The organism is Natrinema salifodinae (assembly GCF_900110455.1).
Lineage (GTDB): Archaea > Halobacteriota > Halobacteria > Halobacteriales > Natrialbaceae > Natrinema > Natrinema salifodinae.
On the sequence record NZ_FOIS01000003.1, the window covers coordinates 12,985 to 32,198 of the forward strand.

At 63.4% G+C, this 19,214-nt stretch carries 21 protein-coding genes; 9 read left to right on the forward strand and 12 right to left on the reverse strand.

Features of this window, described 5'->3' with window-relative positions; translation table 11 throughout:
• Position 1: 1 nt before the first annotated feature.
• Together BMY29_RS10115 and secY are read left to right on the forward strand one after the other, a co-directional pair.
• Positions 2 to 496 carry an uL15m family ribosomal protein gene (locus BMY29_RS10115; protein WP_049989610.1) on the forward strand — a complete coding sequence of 165 codons (495 nt, stop codon included), beginning with the start codon at positions 2 to 4 and terminating at the stop codon, positions 494 to 496.
• Positions 497 to 499: 3 nt separating this feature from the next.
• Positions 500 to 1,963 carry a preprotein translocase subunit SecY gene (secY, locus tag BMY29_RS10120; protein ID WP_049989609.1) on the forward strand — a complete coding sequence of 488 codons (1,464 nt, stop codon included), beginning with the start codon at positions 500 to 502 and terminating at the stop codon, positions 1,961 to 1,963.
• Between the two features lie 122 nt (positions 1,964 to 2,085).
• Here secY and BMY29_RS10125 read toward each other — a convergent pair whose 3' ends face one another.
• The gene (locus BMY29_RS10125) at positions 2,086 to 2,457 is read right to left on the reverse strand and encodes a hypothetical protein (RefSeq protein ID WP_049989608.1); all 372 of its coding nucleotides are present in this window, start codon (positions 2,455 to 2,457) and stop codon (positions 2,086 to 2,088) included.
• Between the two features lie 197 nt (positions 2,458 to 2,654).
• Positions 2,655 to 2,846, reverse strand: a complete 192-nt coding sequence (locus BMY29_RS10130) for a hypothetical protein (RefSeq protein ID WP_049989607.1) — start codon at positions 2,844 to 2,846, stop codon at positions 2,655 to 2,657.
• Positions 2,847 to 3,391: 545 nt separating this feature from the next.
• Between BMY29_RS10130 and BMY29_RS10140 the strand changes: the two genes are divergently transcribed.
• The gene (locus BMY29_RS10140; protein WP_049989606.1) at positions 3,392 to 4,402 is read left to right on the forward strand and encodes a DUF302 domain-containing protein; all 1,011 of its coding nucleotides are present in this window, start codon (positions 3,392 to 3,394) and stop codon (positions 4,400 to 4,402) included.
• Positions 4,403 to 4,408: 6 nt separating this feature from the next.
• Here BMY29_RS10140 and BMY29_RS21030 read toward each other — a convergent pair whose 3' ends face one another.
• A complete protein-coding gene (locus BMY29_RS21030; RefSeq protein ID WP_049989605.1) occupies positions 4,409 to 4,825 on the reverse strand; it encodes a DUF4383 domain-containing protein in 417 nt (138 codons plus the stop codon).
• Positions 4,826 to 4,928: 103 nt separating this feature from the next.
• On the opposite strand from BMY29_RS21030, the gene BMY29_RS21035 reads away from it, so the two are divergent.
• Positions 4,929 to 5,306 carry a DUF7124 domain-containing protein gene (locus BMY29_RS21035; protein WP_049989604.1) on the forward strand — a complete coding sequence of 126 codons (378 nt, stop codon included), beginning with the start codon at positions 4,929 to 4,931 and terminating at the stop codon, positions 5,304 to 5,306.
• A 6-nt stretch (positions 5,307 to 5,312) separates the two neighbouring features.
• On the opposite strand, the gene BMY29_RS10155 is transcribed toward BMY29_RS21035, so the two are convergent.
• From BMY29_RS10155 to BMY29_RS10175, 5 genes are all read right to left on the reverse strand, one after another.
• Positions 5,313 to 5,999 (reverse strand): hypothetical protein, encoded by a 687-nt coding sequence (locus tag BMY29_RS10155; protein WP_049989603.1) that lies wholly within the window; start codon positions 5,997 to 5,999, stop codon positions 5,313 to 5,315.
• 50 nt (positions 6,000 to 6,049) lie between these two features.
• Positions 6,050 to 8,023 carry a nickel-dependent hydrogenase large subunit gene (locus BMY29_RS10160; RefSeq protein ID WP_081985438.1) on the reverse strand — a complete coding sequence of 658 codons (1,974 nt, stop codon included), beginning with the start codon at positions 8,021 to 8,023 and terminating at the stop codon, positions 6,050 to 6,052.
• A 6-nt stretch (positions 8,024 to 8,029) separates the two neighbouring features.
• A complete protein-coding gene (locus tag BMY29_RS10165; protein ID WP_049989602.1) occupies positions 8,030 to 8,320 on the reverse strand; it encodes a hypothetical protein in 291 nt (96 codons plus the stop codon).
• A gap of 2 nt (positions 8,321 to 8,322) precedes the next feature.
• Positions 8,323 to 9,540 carry an NADH-quinone oxidoreductase subunit B family protein gene (locus tag BMY29_RS10170; protein ID WP_074854699.1) on the reverse strand — a complete coding sequence of 406 codons (1,218 nt, stop codon included), beginning with the start codon at positions 9,538 to 9,540 and terminating at the stop codon, positions 8,323 to 8,325.
• A gap of 129 nt (positions 9,541 to 9,669) precedes the next feature.
• On the reverse strand, positions 9,670 to 10,179 hold the full coding sequence (locus BMY29_RS10175; protein WP_074854773.1) for a hydrogenase maturation protease: 510 nt from the start codon (positions 10,177 to 10,179) through the stop codon (positions 9,670 to 9,672).
• 84 nt (positions 10,180 to 10,263) lie between these two features.
• Between BMY29_RS10175 and BMY29_RS10180 the strand changes: the two genes are divergently transcribed.
• Entirely contained in the window at positions 10,264 to 10,758 is a 495-nt protein-coding gene (locus BMY29_RS10180; RefSeq protein WP_049989600.1) for a hypothetical protein, read from the forward strand.
• A gap of 114 nt (positions 10,759 to 10,872) precedes the next feature.
• Complete coding sequence (locus tag BMY29_RS10185; RefSeq protein WP_049989599.1) at positions 10,873 to 12,228, forward strand: metallophosphoesterase; 1,356 nt, start codon at positions 10,873 to 10,875, stop codon at positions 12,226 to 12,228.
• A 119-nt stretch (positions 12,229 to 12,347) separates the two neighbouring features.
• Here the strand turns inward: BMY29_RS10185 and BMY29_RS10190 are convergent, their stop codons facing one another.
• Positions 12,348 to 13,457, reverse strand: a complete 1,110-nt coding sequence (locus BMY29_RS10190; protein WP_160290094.1) for an ICP22 family protein — start codon at positions 13,455 to 13,457, stop codon at positions 12,348 to 12,350.
• Positions 13,458 to 13,746: 289 nt separating this feature from the next.
• Here BMY29_RS10190 and BMY29_RS10200 point away from each other — a divergent pair, with 289 nt between their 5' ends.
• The 3 genes from BMY29_RS10200 (at position 13,747) to BMY29_RS10210 (ending at position 16,311) form a co-directional block, all read left to right on the forward strand.
• Positions 13,747 to 14,517, forward strand: a complete 771-nt coding sequence (locus BMY29_RS10200) for an ATP-binding protein (RefSeq protein ID WP_074854775.1) — start codon at positions 13,747 to 13,749, stop codon at positions 14,515 to 14,517.
• Positions 14,518 to 14,519: 2 nt separating this feature from the next.
• Positions 14,520 to 15,110 carry a hypothetical protein gene (locus tag BMY29_RS10205; RefSeq protein ID WP_049989595.1) on the forward strand — a complete coding sequence of 197 codons (591 nt, stop codon included), beginning with the start codon at positions 14,520 to 14,522 and terminating at the stop codon, positions 15,108 to 15,110.
• A 217-nt stretch (positions 15,111 to 15,327) separates the two neighbouring features.
• A complete protein-coding gene (locus BMY29_RS10210; RefSeq protein WP_049989594.1) occupies positions 15,328 to 16,311 on the forward strand; it encodes a S1C family serine protease in 984 nt (327 codons plus the stop codon).
• Positions 16,312 to 16,442: 131 nt separating this feature from the next.
• Here the strand turns inward: BMY29_RS10210 and hypE are convergent, their stop codons facing one another.
• Genes hypE through BMY29_RS10225 form a run of 3 tightly spaced genes read right to left on the reverse strand, consistent with a single transcriptional unit; the run spans position 16,443 to position 19,084 of the window.
• Positions 16,443 to 17,507 (reverse strand): hydrogenase expression/formation protein HypE, encoded by a 1,065-nt coding sequence (gene hypE / locus BMY29_RS10215; protein ID WP_049989593.1) that lies wholly within the window; start codon positions 17,505 to 17,507, stop codon positions 16,443 to 16,445.
• A gap of 19 nt (positions 17,508 to 17,526) precedes the next feature.
• Positions 17,527 to 18,687 (reverse strand): hydrogenase formation protein HypD, encoded by a 1,161-nt coding sequence (hypD, locus tag BMY29_RS10220; RefSeq protein ID WP_049989592.1) that lies wholly within the window; start codon positions 18,685 to 18,687, stop codon positions 17,527 to 17,529.
• Positions 18,680 to 19,084 carry a HypC/HybG/HupF family hydrogenase formation chaperone gene (locus BMY29_RS10225; protein ID WP_074854701.1) on the reverse strand — a complete coding sequence of 135 codons (405 nt, stop codon included), beginning with the start codon at positions 19,082 to 19,084 and terminating at the stop codon, positions 18,680 to 18,682. Before BMY29_RS10225 ends, hypD begins: the two co-directional genes overlap by 8 nt.
• Positions 19,085 to 19,214: the final 130 nt, after the last annotated feature.

Sequence of the window (19,214 nt, forward strand, 5' to 3'; positions counted from 1 at the left end):
CATGACGAGCAAAAAACGACGCCAGCGCGGATCGCGGACCCACAGCGGCGGCTCCCACAAGAATCGACGCGGGGCCGGTCACCGCGGTGGTCGCGGCCGCGCCGGGCGAAGCAAACACGAGTTCCACAACTACGAACCGAAGGGCAAACACGGCTTCAAGCGACCGCAGGACATCCGCGAGGAGGTCGCCGAGATCGACGTCCAGAAGCTCGACGAGGACGCGATCCTCTACGCCGCCGAAGGACTGGCCGAGGAGACCGACGACGGCTACCGCCTCGACGCACGCGACATCGTCGAGGACGGCCACGAGGTCGACGTCGTCAAGGTCCTCGGCTCGGGGCAGGTTCGCAACGCCCTTGAGGTAACGGCGGACGCCTTCTCCGACGCGGCCGAGGAGAAACTCGAGACCGCCGACGGCGAGGCGATCCTCTCCGAGCGCGGTCAGGAGCGAGCGGCCGACGCTGAATCCGACGCCGAAGAACAGGACGAGGAGTAATATATGGGATGGAAGGAAGCCGCTGAACCGGTCCTGACGCGGATGCCAGCAGTGCGCCGTCCGGAGGGGCACGTCCCCTTCAAGCGCAAGCTGATGTGGACGGCCGGCATCCTCATGTTGTACTTCTTCCTGACGAACATCACGCTGCTCGGGATGCAGTCCGGCGGCGCGAACGACCTCTTCGGGGAGTTCCGTGCGATCCTCGCTGGGTCGCACGGCTCGGTGCTGCAGGTCGGTATCGGACCGATCGTCACCGCGAGCATCGTCTTACAGTTGCTCGGCGGTGCGAACCTGCTCGGACTCGACACGGACGATCCGCGCGATCAGGTCCTCTACCAGGGCCTCCAGAAGCTGCTGGTCGTCATCATGGTGACGCTGACCGGACTCCCGATGGTGTTCGCCGGCGGCTTCCTCCCAGCCCAGCCATCGCTGCAACTCGGGGGACTGACCCTCGATCAGTCGCAGGTCCAACTCCTGATGTTCGCCCAGATCTTCGTTGGCGGGATCCTCATCCTCTATATGGACGAGGTCGTCAGCAAGTGGGGCGTCGGCAGCGGGATCGGCCTGTTCATCATCGCCGGCGTGAGCCAGCGCCTGGTCACCGGGCTCGTCCAGCCCGCGACCGGCGGGTTCTTCTACGACTGGTACCGGATCCTGACCGGTCAGGTCGAGATGGGCTCGCTCGCGTCCGCCGACGGCCTGCAGACGCTGCTGATCAACGAGGGGCACATCATCGCCCTGCTGACGACGGTCCTGATCTTCGGGATCGTCGTCTACGCCGAGTCGGTGCGTGTCGAGATCCCGCTGAGCCACGCTCGGGTCAAGGGCGCACGCGGTCGCTTCCCCGTGAAGCTCATCTACGCGAGCGTCCTGCCGATGATCCTCGTCCGCGCGGTCCAGGCGAACGTCCAGTTCATGGGCCAGATCCTGCAGGGCCAGTGGGCCGGGATGCCCGCCTGGCTCGGCACCTACTCGTCGCAGGGCCAGCCCACCGGTGGGTTCTTCTACTACGTGGCCCCGATCTATTCGCCGGAGGATTGGATGTGGTGGACTGCGAACGTCGCCCAGGAGTGGTGGCAGGTGATGATCCGGATCGGCATCGACGTCACGTTCATGGTCGTCGGTGGTGCGATCTTCGCCATCTTCTGGGTCGAGACCACGGACATGGGGCCCGAAGCGACGGCCCAGCAGATCCAAAATTCGGGGATGCAGATCCCCGGGTTCCGACAGAACGTCGGCGTCATCGAGAAGGTCATGGAGCGGTACATCCCGCAGGTGACCGTCATCGGCGGCGCCTTAGTCGGACTGCTGGCCGTCTGGGCGAACATGCTCGGCACCATCGGGTCCGTCACCGGAACCGGGCTGCTGCTGGCCGTCTCCATCACGTACAAGCTGTACGAGGAGATCGCCGAGGAGCAGCTCATGGAGATGCACCCGATGATGCGCCAGATGTTCGGCAATGAGTGACCACATTGTGGTCACAAGTTAGCAGACCCGCATCTCACGGTTCTCTTATTTTATCGGACAAAGAGTGACGACTCCGGATTACTGATAACGAATCTCGTACACCGTGTCCGCAGTCGCCGTATCTACTCCGGCGGATGGGTGGTCACGGTGGAGTCGACGGAGGCAGGGAGAGGAGTTGCCACAACCGATGCGGTCGGAGCGTTGACGGTCATCTTCCTACCCACGGAGACCAGTCTGTGCGCGATGAGGATAGCGAGCGAGACTAAGCAGAACGTGAACGTAAGTCCCAGTTCTTGAATCGTGAGGGCGATCTCCTTGACCTCGTTCCACACTGCGGGGGTAGATCCGCCGAAGACCCTGACGATGTCGCGAACATTGCCAATGACACTAGCGAAACTCATGACAGTGTCATAAAGCCAACTTTCTAACTGAATGTGGAGGCGACCGTTTTTCGTGCCGGCCTTGATCAAATCGGCCATGAGAACCTCTTTCATGGGCGTTCACTGTCGATTAGTGGTCGTAGGATTGATAAATCCTTCGGCAGTATTTGCTGGGAAGCATTTTCGATTCAGACGAAGACGAGGATGCGGATGAAGATGAGGTCGAGGTTGAGCTATATGAGGACCGATCCTGATCCAGCGGACGAAGACGTGAATTCTGTCACTCTTGACCACAATTCAGGCCCCCATTCCTATCCTCCTTCTTGTACTTCCTCAAGTTTCGCGGCTAGCAGGGTGGGGTTGTCGTATGCAAGTTGGAAGATTGCTGTGTATATTTTGTTTGGGCGGGCGGTGAGGAAGAGGTCGTATTTGACCTCGAGACGCCGCCGTTCGCGTTCGATTTCTTGTTTATCTTTGACACGGATCGTCATTTGGTCGCTCATAGTCGTTCATGTGAAGGACTACAACTTCTTTATTCAGAGCGGGCTACGAAACTCGCGTTTAGTATATGCCGCGTAGTGAACAGTGCCGAAGCAGTCTGCGTGCAAAAGTGAGTGAAGACGAGCCGTACGACGGTGAATGCGCCGATCAGAGTCAGCGAGTAAAGGGTGAGACGATCACGTTCCGGTCTCGCTGGCCGGACGTGAAGCGCCGAGAGAAAATCGACGTTGACGGCGATGGCAAATGGATGGGCCCGTCAAAGATGTAAACGGCTACACGGACCTCGGCGTTCCGTACGTTGATGCACAAGTACAGTGATCGAATTCCGGTAGCACGGTTCTGCCTAGTGGCAACGCTATCGAATTATTTCATTCCGATCTTCCATTCGGGATAACTCCTGTTTAGAGCCCTAGAATAGGTTCTACAAGGGTAATAACTAGTAGCATCGCGAAGAGAAAAAGACGGAAGCAGTAAATGTGATTTTATCGCCGTGTACAACGGGAACATTAATAGGATCGTTCGGACTGGTCTTAGGGGGAGGGTGGTAATGACTAACAAGACTATCTATCAACTCACCCGTGAGACGATCAAGAAGGGGCTCTATCCGGTGATCGAGCGTCTCGGGATCGAAACGGCGATTCGCGTTGCGACGCCAGTCTCGGTTGCGGACGCCGAAGCGGCCCTCCGCGAGGCACTCGCCGAGGAGGAACTCGAGGTAGTGGCGGTCGTAGACGTCCAGGCCATCCACCACCACTACAACCTCGAATATCCCGAGTTCAAGATCCTCTGTGTGGGCGACCGAGCGGAGACAGAGGCGGGAATGAAGATCGATCCCGGCCTAGGTGCGTTCGTCCCCCTATCGGTGATCTGCTATGATCTCGACGGGGAGACCCGGGTGAGCGCAATTCGTCCGACCACGCTGCTGGCGCTGTTCACCGACGACGAACTCCAGCAAGTCATTCAGGAGACCGAGGTAGCGCTCTGGCGGGCTCTCACGGAGGGCGTCCCGCAGGCCGAACTCCTCAGCGAGGAGCCGGCGCTAGCGCCCGGCGAGGAACGTACCCGGACGCGGATCAAGATGGCACTCAACCTCGTACTCGCGCTGGTTGACGCCGAGTACAGTATCCACGTCTCGAGTCCACTGCCGCGAGCGCAGATCGAGACCGACGTACGAAACGCGCTCGATCGCCGCGGCCAGAAGGTCCTCGGCGAGGTCGGTGACACGCTGCTGGTCGGCAACCCCGGCCAGGCGCACAAGGCGCTTGCGATCGAACCAGATATCGGCGTCTTCATCCCTCTCTCAGTGACGATCACCGAGGAGGATGGCGAGACGCACGTCCGAACCGTGCGACCCTCTACGCTGCTGGCGTTCTACGATGATCCCAACCTTCGTGACGTCCTTCAGGAGATGGAGCTGCTGCTCTGGAACGCACTCGTCGACGGCGTACCGGAGGCAACGGTCCACAGCAGACAACCCCCGCTCCCGCCGAGTGGTGGCCAGCGGACTACTGCGGCCAATCTTCCGGGAAAATTAGGGTCGGTCCGCCCATCCAAGTGACATGGGTCACGTCGGCCGTCGCTTCCCGCCTTCGAAGCCGACCCATCCGACGACGGCGGCGAGCAGGAGGTGAAACGCGTTAGTTTCCCAGTTAATGCTATCGCGTCCGATCAGAACGCCGATCGTGCCGCCGAGGGATACCACTAGGTAGAGGACACCCCCCACCTTGTTGAACAGCGTTGCGCCACCCGCGTAGCGGGTCAGAAACAGGCCGAGGAGCCCGGTCAGGACGTGGACGACGTTGACGGACGGCGGAATCCGGAAGACGCCGAGGAGGCGATCTTCGTTCGACAGAACGCCGCTGGCGTCAACGACGCCCAACGCCACCAGTATCGTACCGAACAGGGTCGCCAGTTTCTTCTGGGGATCCCGTGGCTCGCCCGCGTTCGCCATCCCCGTTCCCGTCGTCGTCGCGGTCGACATGACATGTGATGGGCCAACGTACATCTCGAAAAGGATTGTGCCGGCCGGAGTGTCGAGGCGAACCCACCCGTGACGTTTTGCGTGCGTCGAACCGAATACCGGTATGGACGGCGAGGGCGGGCGCGGCGAGATGACGCTCGTAATCACGGTTGCCGCGCTCGAGCGAGTCTCGGATCCGGAGACAGTCGTCGACGACGCTCGCCAGTGGAGTACGCGGGTCGGCGTCGTCGGCGACGCCGCTCCCGACGAGATAACGACCGCGCTCGAGCGGGCGGGCATCGACCCCGACTTCGTTTCCGGGAAGAAAGGGGTGACGGGTAGCCTCGCGGCCGTCCGACAACGGTTCCCGACGGATCGGTACGTCGTCGTCGGAACGGACGACGCGGTTCGAACGACCGCCCAGGCCCTCGGCTGGGAGTACCTCTCGCTCGAGGAGGCGGCTGCAAAGGCCGAGTGGGAACTCGAGACGTCGAGTGAATAGTCTATCTTAGGATTCGGCCAGCGCCGCCTCTAGGTGGCTGAGAACCCGCTCAAGGACATCCTCGAGCGCGATCGCGACGGGATCGGTGAACTCGTCGACGGTCATCCCCCAAGAATCGTAGCCGGGTTCGACGGTGATGATCCGCGTGTCGTCGGAGAGATCGCCGAACGCCGCCGCGATCGCGAGGACGTTCTCGACGGTGTTCGATCCCATCGCGCTCTCGCCGATGCGTTCGACGAGTTCGTCTTCGGGTATCTCGTACTCACTGGCACCGTACTCGTGGATGGCGCCGGGATTTTCGGAGGGAATCCCATCGTTCAGTTCGCCGCCCCGTTTCTCGGCGCCGACGAGGAACACGGTCTCGTACTCGCCCGCCGTGATCGTCTGGTAGGCCGCCACAGGGGTGTGACTGCAGTCGGCGACCGCGACACCGGGGGGATCCCACTCACAGACGCGGTAGGCGACGACGGTTCCGACCGCCAGGTCGCCGAGCAGCGGATAGCCGACGCCGGCGACCAGCACGGGATCGTCGCGACTCCCCGCGACAAGGCCCGCTCCGTCGCCCGCCTGGCCGGGCCGGTACGCGTCGTCGAACAGCGGCCCCGACTCGGCCGCGTCTCGGAGCGCCGCGGCGCGTCCGTCGAAGAGCGGGTCGGTTTCGTCTCCGTTCTCGTCAGCGTGGTCGGGCGTCATCGTTTGGAGAGATCGTGGCTGTCATCGTTCGAAACGCGACCGTCACCGAGTCAGTCGCCGGAGATGATGTCGCGAATGGCTTCCTCGGCGGGCTGATCGCCGTCGGTGAACGAGCAGCCACAGGAGGTGACGTCCTCCGTGATCACGTCGCGCTGGCGGTCGGTGTGAAGATGGACCGTACACGGCATGCAGGGGTCGAAGCTCCTGATCGACCGGAGGATGTCCATACCGGAGAAATCCTCCTCGTCGGTGAAGTCCTCGAGCAGCGGCGTGTTCAACGCGGCCTCCTCGTAGGGACCGGGATTGCCGAAGGGATCAGTCGGCGATGCCATCCACGTACTCGGCGTGAGGATCTGGTAGGTGTCGATCACGCCGTCCTCGATGACGACGTGGTGTGTGAGGTAGCCGCGACCGGCCTCCCAGAAACCGACGCCGCGTTGGGTACCCGACGAGGGGACGTCGAACGGTGCGTGGATGTCAGACGCTCCCTGTTTCAGGCGGTCGAGCGCCTCAACGAACCCGGTGTAGCAGACGAGCGCGCAGTACGCGATGTGGTAGGCCTTCGCGCGCATCCGCTCGGCGGCGTTCAGCCGCTCAGGGATGTCCCACCGCAGCGTCATCTCGGGCAGTTCGGTCTCGGGCAGGTGGAGGTTCAGCCCGTCGCCAGTCGGCTCGATGTACGGGTTATCGACCTCCTTGGCCATCGCGGTGATCCAGTGGCGGGAGTGGGGGCCGGTCTCCATCACCTGCCGGTCCCACCGGGGCGAGGTCCCCCACGTGTACTTCTCACGCCAGGACGTTCCCTCGGGCTTTGGACGCGTCTCCTTATTCCAGGGGTGGTACGGGCTGATCGGTCCGCCCGCCGGCGTCTCCGAAAAGCGTGGCCCCTCGTCGTCGGTCCAGTCTTCGTAGAAGGAGTGGTCGACGAACTCCTCGACGCCCATGTCGATCTCTGTCAAATTCGTCGTCACGAGTTCGCCGTCGATGATGACGCCAGGCGTCGACAACCGGGCCAGCCCCCACTCGTCGGCGTCCTCGTAGCGGGCGTTGTACGCGTCGGGGTCGTCCCAGATGCCCGTTCCGATGAGGTTCACGGGGCGCTCGCCGACGTGTTCGTAGTCCTCCAGCTCCGCAAGCAGGAAGTCCAGCAAGTCATCCCAGACGAACGCGATCTTCTTCGCGTAGTCGAAGAAGTGGTTGAGTCGCGTGTAGAATTGCTGGAACGACGTCCGCGTCAGCGTCGTCGTCAGCCCGCCAGGCGCGATGGTTGAGGGGTGGGGATACTTCCCCAGCATGAGCGACGCCGCCGACCGCGCTTCGCGGGTGTTCTCGAGCGCCTCGAGGTAGAGTTCTCCCTCCAGCGGGTTCATCGCGGTCATGATCTCGCCGATCGTCTCGTAGCCGTGGACGTCGGCGTGGGGCGCGCTCGTCTCCATCGCCTGCTCGACCACGTCGGGATTGCTCTGTGAGAGCAGCGATTCCGAGTAGTCCGGGCCGGCGAGCAGGAACAGGTGCAGCGAGTGGTCGTAGAGGAACGCCGCCGCCTGGCCCATGTTGCGCGCCCAGACGCCCATCGGCGGTGGTTCGACGGGGAATGCCATCTCGAGGGCCATCGACGAACACAGCGAGTGGACGGCCCCGCAGACGCCGCAGGCGCGACTCGAGAGGTCGATTGCGTCTCGCGGATCGCGCCCTTCGAGGATGATCTCGTACCCACGGAACAGTGTCGCCTGGGAGTGTGCCTCGAGTACCTCCTCGTTCTCGAGATCGGCCTTTGCGTGGAACGCCAGCGCGCCGGCGATACGCGTCACCGGATCGATGTTCACATCCTTGACGCCCTCGCTCGGTTCCCTCCCACGCTGCGCTTCCTCTTCGGCCACCCGTTCGCCGCCGTTGGTTTCCTGTTTGCCGAGACCGTTCACTGCCACGCCGTCGTGTTCACCGGGTACGTCGAAGCCCCGCTCTTCGGATCGGATCGGATTTCCGTCGTCGTCGAACTCGATCGGCAGGTTGTCGAACGTCATGCCATTTTAGTTCGTATGTCCGGGTTTCGGTCGTTCGCGTTCGCCGACTCGGCCGGGTCGTTCATCCGAATCGGTAAGTTGCTCGCGGACATCGCTGGGCATCGTCTCCAAAATCTCCTCGTAGATCGCTTCGGGATCCGATTCGTCCAGCGCCACGTCGTCCGTCACGTCCGCATACCCGCACGCTGACGGGTGGTCTTCGTCGGCATCCGACGGCCGGTCGACGTCGTCGGCCTCATCCGCGAGGTACGGATTGCCGTCGTCGTCAAACTCGATCGGCAGGTTGCTGAAACACATTTTCATCCACCCCACGTCGGTTCGGGTTGCTCCTCCTCCGCGTAGTTCGAGTCGCGCATGTGCCACCACCGGTAGACGCGCTCTTCGACGCCCGGCGACTCGTCCCAACGGACCTCGCGGTCCGTCTTCTTGATCGTCCGCTGACGGAGCCTACGCATGACGCCGCCGAGGATCTTCGAGCCGGTCGACGAGATCATCGAGCCCGGTGGCGCCTTGAAGTACGGGGTAAACTTGTCCGGGAAGCCGGGCATCGTACAGCCGATGCACTTCCCGCCCATGTTCATGCAGCCGCCGATCCCGCCGCTGTTGCGCCGCGACGGCATGTTACACTTCACAACCGGCCCCCAGCAGCCGGGTACCTCGACGAGACACTTTTCGCTGCCGTACTCCTCAGCGAAGTCGCCCTCTTCGTAGTAGGATCCGCGTTCGCAATTTCGGTGGACGGTCTCGCCGAACAGCCACTTCGGCCGTCCGAGTTCGTCGAGTTCGGGCAACGGTCCAATATCCTCGACGTAGAACAGGAGGTGCGCCACGGTCTCGATGAAGTTATCTCCGATCGGCGCACAGCCGGGGACGTTGACGACGGGGAGTCCGAGAACGCTCCGATAGTCCCGTCCGAGGTAGTCCATCGTTCCCATCGCGTCGGTGGCGTTCCCCTTCGCCGCCGGGATGCCGCCCCAGGTGGCACAGGTTCCGATCGCGATGACCGCGGCCGCGCCCGGTGCGAGCCGATCGAGCCAGTCGACCATCTTGATTGGCTCGCCCTCCTCCTCGCCGAGGGAGATCCAGTAGCCGTCGCCGTCGATGAGCCGCTCGTTCGGGACGCTTCCCTCCACGATCACCACGTACGGATCGCGTTCGCCGTTCACGGCCGCCTCGAACTCCTTGACGTACTCATCGCCCCACTCAACGGACAGGACGGGGTGGTGGAGTTCGATTCTGGGCAGGTTCGGAATGTCACCCCGCAGCAGGTGCTCGAGCCCCGGTTCCGTCGCCGAGAGCGCCGCAACCGAACAGCCGTCGCAGCTCTCGCCCGCGAGCCAGTAGGCGTGCAGGACGTCCTCCTCCTCTTTCACTGCCTCGCCTTCTCCGGCCCGTAATCCCTCCGCTCCCTCCTCGGGTTCCTCGGGCCAGAGAGCGTCCGCTTCCGACTCCGAATCGACGTCTCCTTCACCCGACGGGTCGGACTTCGGGGCCAGATCGTCTGGAATGCCACTCATTACCAAACACTAGTGTGGCTGACGGCTGCCACGTTGATAAAGATCCGCTTCGGGAAACCGAAGTAATAGTGGCACGGCGGGCGTAAGAGCGACTTAACAGAGCGATAGGGTCTTTCACGTTCCCTCGAGTCATCCGTCGACCGACCCGTTCGACCTGAGCTTGTCGATGACCAGTTCGATATGTTCGACGGCCCGTGGAACCGCCGCGCAAACGGGATCGCTCAATTGGTCCTCGAGATCGTCCGTCTCGTACGGTTCGCAGCCGACCAGCACCGTCGGTTCCGGCAGCACGTCGAGCGCCTCCCCGAGGACGAGCACCTTCGACGGATCGGTCTGGTGCATGTCGGCCGCGAAGCCGCCGATCTCGCGCTTCGAGTACCCATCAAGGTCCGGCACGTCCGCGCGTTCGACGTAGAGCGTCCCGGGTTCCTCGTTGCGTTCCATCGCGTCGACCAGAACGAGCGCGTCGTACTCGTCGAGCAGTTCCTGGGCCATGCTCACGCCGGAGATGCCGACCTCCACGACCTCGACGTCAGAGGGGAGGTCTCGGTCCTCGAGCGCGTCCGCGACCGCGACGCCAAAGCCGTCGTCTCCACGCAACAGGTTCCCCATACACGCGACGAGGATCCGTCCGGTCACGCGTTCCACTCCGCGAACGTGAGAGTTAATAGTTGCGCTACCAAGGAACACACGTTTATCAGTCCGGGCGAGGTAATTCGCGTAATGGCTCACGACTCCGCCACGGCCGACGACGGAGACGGCGAGACGCCGAAGGAGTCTCGTGAAGACGACGATAGCGCGGAGCTTCGCTCCGCGGCCCATTTGAGCGGGCAACGCCCGCGGGAAGAAGCCGTCGACGACGAACTGTTCTGGCGCGACGAGGTGCTGGAGGCGATGTACTGGATGATCGGCGAGGGGATCGAAGAGGCCGTCGCTCCGTCGGATCTCCGCGGCTTCCTCGACGCGTCGGCCGACGTCGTCGAGCGGACGTTCTCCGACCTCGAGGCGCGCGATCACGTCCGCGAGACGTTTCGAGGGTACGTGTTCACGGATCACGGCGAGCGAGAGGCTAAACGCCGGTTCGCAGACGAGTTCGCCGACGTGCAGGGTTTCACCGCCTCGCACACCGACTGCGGCCCGGACTGCTGGTGTCACGACCCCGATCACGCCGAGGACGAGTGTCCCTCCGAGGACGATCACCGGCACGCCCACCACTGACTCGAGCGACACCCAACCCGCTGCTGGTCGGATCGAACGAGGTCGATGGATCGCCGTGATTTGTCGAGACTGCTGGAGACAATACCTTGTGCATTGGACTCGATGGCTTACCCGATGACGGACGACGCCGGCGACCGGGTCTATTACGTGATCAGCGACCTCCACATCGGCGGCGACGAGCAACTCGGACAGGTCGATTTCCTCGACGAATTGCTCGACTTCCTCGAGCGGTTGGAAACGACCGACGAGGACGCGGAACTGATCATCAACGGGGACGCGTTCGGCCTCTGGGAGTTCACTGAGATCGAGGGACTGGAAAAGTTCGACGTCCTGGTCGAGAAGTATCCGGCACTGTTCGAACAGTTCCACGCGACCGGCGAGTCAATTCCGATCACGCTGCAACCGGGCAACCACGACCACGAACTCGCCGCCTACGACGAGTACGTCGAACGCCTCGCCGAGTACAACGTCGACCTCGTCCGGTCCGAGTCGATTACCCGGTCAGTCGGCGACCGAACGATCTGGTTCGAACACGGCCACCAGCGGGATCTCAACAATCGAATTGAGGACTTCGGCAATCCGCACGCGACGCCGATGGGATACTTCTACAACACGCACGTGACGAGCCGGGCCGGCCAGCTGTCCGACCGGGGCCGGTACAACTGGTTGAAAGACGTGCAGGCGGTCACACCGACCGAGCGGATGCCGCGCTGGCTCGTCTCGAAGTACTTCTACCGCGAGATGAACCCCTTCCTGCGGTACGCCGCGGTCCCGTTCCTGTTGCTGTTCAACGCCAGCGTCGTCCTCGCGATGCTCGCGGGGCTCGATCTGGCCGGCGTCTGGACGATGCCGGTCGAAACGGCCGACGCATTCCTCGATCGGTTCGGTCTGGCAGGCGCGGCCGTTCACCTGCTACTCACGATCAACGCGGTGATCGTCGGATTGCTATTGCTCGTCGGGATTCCCGTCTATTTCCTGCTTCGGGATGTCAGGGAGACGGTCGACCGGTTCGGAATCGCCGAGACGGACCTCACGGTCGATCCCGAAGCGCCGTACGAGCGAGCCGCCCGCGAGGTCTTTGCCGACCATCCGGACACGGCCGTCTTCTGCTACGGGCATACCCACCGACCGTCGATGCGGGAAGTCGAGGACAGGCTGGTCGTCAACACCGGGACCTGGCTGAAGCGGCTCCACCGCCGGGACGTCGTCACCGGGCACCTCCCCCCGGTCTTCTATCCGTCGTATCAGCTGTGTGTCGTCCGCATCGAAGCCAACCCCGAGGGCGTCGCGGTCGAATTCGAGGAGATCGAGAAATCGAGTCCGACCGCGACAGAACTCACGCTCACGGAGCGGCTGCTCACGCTGGGTCGGGCGCCGGATCCTGAATTACCCGACCGAGCGGTCGTCGAGGAAGCGGTGGATGAGTCGGCCCTCGAGCGCTCGAGTGAGCGGTCCGATGCGGTCTCGTAATGACGGGAAGCGACCTCGTGAAGCGTACGGTTGTTTCTCAGACTATTTTCGGGGAACCGTTCCGTCACCGTTACGCCCCCGCTAGCGGGGGAGACAATATCGATATCGCCGCGGCTCCCCTAGAAGAGCCCCTCGAGACGCTGGAGCGCGTGCTCGCGGATCTCGTCCGGATCGAGGTCGGCGAACGCGTCGGGCGAAATTCCGAGCCGGAGGCGCATCCAGATCTCGTCGTCGGCTTCGTCGAACGACAGCGTCTCGACTGAAGGCCTCGCCGTTTCGAACTCGGCGGCGGCGAAGGCCCGAATGTCCTCCTCGAGTTCGGCCTCGACGGCCACCGGGACGAGGTCTGCCGCCTCATCGGGGAGTCGAACGTCGTCGGGGAGCCGCGCGCAGATCTCGAGCGCGACGATATAGCCCTCGGTACCTCCCTGTTTGATACGGGACTGACCGGGACTTCGCGCCGTGTTCGGTCGGCCCGCCGTCGGATCGGTCGCCTGGTCGTTCGTCGTCGTGGCGTCCCGATCGTTCCCGTCCGCGTCGTCCGTCGATCCGTCGACGCCCACCGGCTGGTCTGCGTGTATCTCGAACTCGGGAATGTCGTCCGGATCGATTCGCTCCCATCTCGGCTCTGCAGGCTCTGCCTCGCCCGGTTCCGCGACGTCGACGTTCGACGCGTCGACTTCGGTCTCTATGCCGGTATCCGCTTCAGCCGTTCCGTTCACGTCCGCCGCGTCTTCGTCCGTCTCGGTCGCGTTTTTCCCCTTCCCCTCTTCGTCCGCGCTCTCGTCACGATCACGCCGCTCGCCCCCGTCGGTTCGGAGTCGGTCGGTGTGCGACTGCGCTTCGGCGGCGACTGTGTTCCCTCCGCACGACCGGCCCGCGATCCGCTGCAGCCGCGTCCAGAGACACATGACCGATAATCCGACGGGAACACGCATAAAACCGAGAGCGGCGCTGTTTCTCACGATACTGTCGATAGCTATGCCAAATAGTACGTATTCAGTTATTGCTGCTACCTGTCCCCGGAAGCGGCTCGACTCGAAACACGTAGTCCGCGTAGACCCCATCGAGATTTGCGGGGCTCTCTTCGGCGGTGTGCTTTCGACACAGGCGGGCCTCTGCCTCGACGGCCCCCTTACCGGTTTCTTCCTGATACCGTTCAAGGACGACGAACGCCGCCCGCTCGTCGCAGCCGCGCCGATGACACTCGCGAGCGTCCGGATCGTCATCGCGTTTGGTCTCGTCCGTCTCAGTCCCTCTGCCGGGTGGTGGTTCGGCTTCGTGGGCACGGTCACGCGTTCGGTCGAGTTCCGACTCTCGCTGGCGGTTCTCTGCGTCGCGGGCCCGCTCGTCTCGGCTCTTTTTCACGTTTGTCATATTGTACCACAGTAGGAGGATAGGAATAACGCTGTGCCTGCTACACGGTATCGAGCCTGAACGCATCGCCCTCTGACATCGCCACTAATGTGATGTGTGCCCCCAACCATCATAGTGCGCGGCGACGAACTCAACTCGAGCATGAAGATCGCAGTCTCGGGTAAGGGCGGTTCCGGAAAGACTACCGTCTCGGGAACGCTCGCACGGGCATTCGCCGCGGACGGATACGACGTATTGGCGATCGACGACGATGAGAACCCGAACCTCGCGCTTACGCTGGGTATCCCGCGCGAACGCGAGGTCGCACCGATCCCCGGCGACCTGCTCGAGCGGGTCCAGACACCGGACGGTGAGACGGAACTCGAACTCGCGAAGACGCCGGGTGAGATCATCGACGACTACGGCGTCGAGGCACCTGACGGGATCCAGTTGCTCAAGATGGGTGAGGTCGAGCACGCGGGCAGCGGTTGCATGTGCCGCGCCCACTCGACCGCCCGCGAAGTGCTCTCCGAGGTCGTCGAGGACCGCGACGAGGTGACCGTGATGGACATGGTCGCCGGCGTCGAGCACCTGGGCCGGGGTACGGCAAAGGACGTGGATACGCTGCTAGTCGTCGTCGAACCGTACTACAAGTCGCTCGAGACGGGCCAGCGGACCCGCGACCTCGCCGACGAACTCGACATTCCCGACGTTCGCGTCGTCGCGAACAAGGTGCGCGACGACCACGATCGAGAGGCCATCGAGGAGTTCTGCGCTGAGAACGGCCTCGAGATCGCCACCGTCGTCCCGTACGACGACGCCATCCGCCGCGCGGATCAGGAAGGGGCCGCGCCGATCGATCAGGATCCCGACGCGCCGGGGGCCAGCGCCATCCGAGAGCTGGCCGACGACCTGCTCGAGACTTACACCTGACGATGGCCGAGCGAGAGCGGTTGTATCACCTGCCCGAGTTCCTCGCGCGGGTTCGCGAAGGAGGCGTCCACGACGTCCGCGAGAACCTGGGCGAGGACGTCAGCGGTGTGCTCTACCACCACCGTGGCGTCCGGGTTCCGGGCCACAACGCGACGTTTATCTGGCACGAAGCGGGCGGCACGTTCAAACTCGTAGTCGACGGCGTCGGTGATCGGGGCGCGTGGACGACGTTCGACGCCGACCGGTCGTGGGACGTCTTCTTCGTTCGGCCGCCGGATGACGCGCCGTACCTGGCCTGGATGACCGACGCCGAGTTCGAGAGCGACGAGGCCGACCGGTTCGACGAGAAGTCGGCTGCCGTCGGGGCGGGACGATTCTCTTTCGGACTCTATCTCCAACCGGTTGCCGTGTGGCAGGAACTCGAGGAACGCGCTCACAAGGCCGATGTCCCCTGCTTCATCTACCGTCCCAGCGGGCGGACGCTCGTTCCCGAGGGAGACGTAGCCGACTACGAACACGCGCTTCCACCCGAACTGATCGGCGACGATCCGCCCGACTACCTCGGGCTGGTAGACGCCAACGTCGGTCTGTAAACGGCCCTCCCGTCACCTTCAGTTCGGTCTGCGCCTGGATGAAGTGAATGCGGAACGTGAAGATAGTTCGAACGGCAGAGTCCATTGATACCGGTGAATGTCCGGCTGACCGACGGACGGTGATCTCGTGGCATCGAGCGCCTTATGCTACCACGTATCTTAACCCCAGGTGAACCAAGCGACGGCACAGCGAGGTGGCCGTTGCGAACGAGATCGAATGAGTGCTCCTACCACGTTCAAACAGCTGTATCGCGAAACGATCCCGTCGATAGCGTCGGTATATGTCGATTCGCATCACCGCCGACCGGGCGGAACGGGATCTGGATTCGTCTACGATACCGAACACGTGATCACGAACCAGCACGTCGTCGGCGGCGCCGGAGAGGTCGATCTCCGGTTTAACGACGATTCGTGGGGTTCGGATCGAGTTATCGGCACTGACGCCCACACGGACCTCGCGGTAATTCGGACCGACGACCTGCCGGCGGATGCAGACCCGTTGTCGATCGCAGACCGGACCCCGACGCCTGGCGAGCCAGTCGCGGCGCTTGGAAACCCGATGGGGTTGGACGGAACGATCACAACGGGAATCGTCAGCGGCGTGAATCGGTCGTCACCGACGGACAATGGATTCACCATTCCGGACACCGTCCAGACCGATGCGCCGATCAATCCCGGCAATAGCGGCGGCCCGCTCGTCACGCTCGACAGCGAGGTGGTCGGAGTTAACAGGGCGAAGGCCGGAGAGAATATCGGGTTCGCTATTTCCGCCGCGGTCGTCGCCCGAGTCGTTCCGGAACTCGTCACGCACGGTCGATTCAGGCATCCGTACCTGCGGATTCGGACGGTAGACGTCTCCCCCACCGTCGCCGAGGCCAACGACCTGGCGAACCCCCGAGGCGTGCTCGTCGTAGGCGCCCCGCTCGGCCCCGCGAGCGCCGCGTTGCGAGAGTGTCGCGGAGTCCGCCGGATTCGCGGCCGCGAAGTCCCCGTCGGCGGCGACGTAATCGTGGGCATCGACGGCCACGAGATCGACTCCCACGAGGAACTACAACGCTATCTGCTGACCGAAACGCGTCCCGGGCAGACGATCGAGATCGAGGTGCTCCGAGAGGGACGAGAAACGACCGAGGAGATCGCGCTCGCCGAACGTCCCAGCCGCACTACCGACCCGGCCGAAACCCGCGTTCGGATCGAGTGAGTCGCGACCCCTCCGGTTCGATACGGTCGTGATCGCGTGATCGATGAGTTGGCATGAAGATGGGGAACGCAGGTGTGGATACTGAAATAGTCCGGAACGGGGCTGCGCTGATTATCCTTTGGACGCCGTCGCTAGCAGATCCGCGGCGCGGGCTCGCTCGCGGGCTCGCGGAGGTAGCGGTTACCGATTCCGGTGTCGAGAACTACTCTGCCGCGGTGGTCGTCGATGGCCTTCCCGATCGCTGCTGCGTTCGTTCCCTTCGGGTGGTCACGTAGTGCGGTGAGGACGTCCTCGGCCGCCGTCGGGGCGACGCCGAGCACGGCTACGCCTTCGTTGGCGATCTGGAAGGGATCGAGGCCGAGCATCTCGCCGGTGCCCTTCACGTCGCTGGTGACCGGGACGCGCTCCTCGCGGATCTCGATCCCGACGCCGCTCTTCCTGGCCAGCTCGTTGAGCGCCCCTGCCAGTCCCATCCGGGTCGGATCCTTCATCGCGGTCACGCCCTCTCCGGCCGTCTCAAGGGCGGCGGCGAGCAGTCCGTTGAGCGGTTTCACGTCCGACTCGAGGTCGCTTCCGAACTCGATCCCCTCGCGTTCGGCGAGCAGCGAGATACCGTGTTCGCCGACGGAATCGGTGACGATGACGACGTCGTTCGGGGAGAGGCCGGCGTCGGGTGTGACGTGTTCAGCGATGCCGACGCCGGCCGTATTGACGATTACACCGTCGAGTTCCCCGTTCCCCATCACTTTGGTGTCGCCGGTGACGACCGGCGCGTCTGCCTCCGCGCAGGTCGCCGCCATCGAGTCGGCGATCCGCTCGAGATTCGCGACCGGGTAGTTCGCCTCGACAACGACCGCACTCGTTAGCCCCCGGACGTCCGTCGCGCCCATCACTGCGAGGTCGTTGACGGTACCGGAGACGGCGAGGCGACCGATGTCGCCGCCGGGGAAGAACGGCGGATCGATCACGTGGGTGTCGGTCGTCACTACGAGGTTCGCATCGCCGATTGGCACGACGGCGCCGTCGTCCATGTCGGCGAGGCAGACGAGCGCGTCAGCGGGGTCCGAAAAATTCGCTGCGAGCGTCTCGTTCACTAGATCCCGCATCGCCGTTCCGCCAGCCCCGTGTTTCAGTTCGATTCGCCGCTCATCCTCGCCTTCGGTCTCGTCTGTCGACGGGTCTGTGACATCGCTCATCTGTCGGCCCTCGTATCGATCATATATCCGGTCGACCCCCGTACTCGTGCCAGATCTTGCAGGTTCCCTCGCTGCTCACCATACAGGCTCCGACGGGATCGTCCGGGGTACACTCCTCGCCGAACATGTCGCAGTCGGTCGGCTCGGCTGTCCCGGACATGATGTCGCCGCAGATGCAATCGTCAGCGAGTCGCGATGTATCATCGTCTTCGAGGTGGCCGGTGTCGATATCGAACCGCTCGCGAGCGTTACACTCGGCGTACTCGTCGCGGAGGACGAGGTTGGCACCCGGAATGTCAGCGATGCCGCGCCACTGGCCGCCGACGGCTTCGAACACCTCCCAGAGCTGTTCCTGAGCGGGCCGGTTCCCCTCCCGCGTCACGCACCGGGGATAGGCGTTCTCGACTGCCGCCTCGCCGTCGCTGATCATCTCGACCAACTTGGCGATGCCGGCGAGAATATCGAGCGGTTCGAATCCACCGACGACGACCGGCAGCTCGTGGCGGTCGACCAAATCCTCGAAGATCCCAGAGCCGGTGATGATCGCGGCGTTGCCCGCGGCGAGGTAGCCCTGAATGTCGGTGTCGGGCATCTCCGCGACGATTTCCATCGCCGGCGGGACGTACTTGTGCGCCGAGAGGATCGACAGGTTCGCCGGCGGATCGTCGAGCACGACCGCCGCGGTCGGGGCGGCCGTCGTCTCGAACCCGGTAGCGAAGAAGACCACCTCGCCGTCTTCCTCTTCAGCGATATCGACGACGTCGGCGGCGCTGTAAACGATTCGGACGTCGGTCCCTTCGGCGCGCGCATCGTCGAGCGACTTCGTCGTCCCCGGCACTTTCAGCATGTCGCCGTACGTCGCAACCGTGACGCCGGACTCGGCGAGCGCGACCGCCTCGTCGACCTCCGGCATATCGGTGATACAGACTGGACAGCCCGGTCCCATGATGAGTCGGACCGAGTTCGGTAGCATACTGCGGATGCCGAACTTGGCGATCGATTGTTCGTGGCTGCCACAGACGTGCATGATGGTCGCCGGCGGATCCTCGAGACCCTCGCCCAGTTCCTCGAGCGCGTCGGCGATCGCTCGTGCCTTCTCCGGGTCGCGGAACTCGAGTTCGTTCTCGCCGTCGCCGGTCGGAACGTCCCCCGTCGGACCTCCTGGTGGCGTCTCAGACATCGATATCCAACTCCTCGAGGAGGTCTTCGGCGTCGTCCGCGTCGGCCGGTTCCGCGTCGTCCGCTGTACCGGTGGTCTCTGCCGTGCCAGCGGCGAGTGTTCCGTCGACTGCGTTCGGCGGCACTGTGCCGCCGGCTTCGAGTTCGTCGGCGACATCCTCGTGCAGCATATCGTCGGGATCACCATCCATGAACGACTCGTACAGCGCCATCGTCTCGTCGATCTCGTCATCCGGGATCCGGCGGATAGCGAACCCGACGTGGTTCAGGATGTGATCCCCCGGCTCGACGGGCGCGTCGACCGTGTCGAGCCGCACTTCCTTCTGTACCCCCCAGAAGTCGACGATCGCCCGCAACCCATCGACCGATTTCACTTCGCCAGGTACTCCGAGACACATGGGCCTGTGTTAGTTAGTACCACGCGAACAAAGTAGTTTGCCGTGAGCGGGTTGACGCGTCTCTCCGAAACAAGAAACTTCGATCAAATTCAGCCCGTAGGACGTAGTCTGTAGGTGATACGCTATTCTT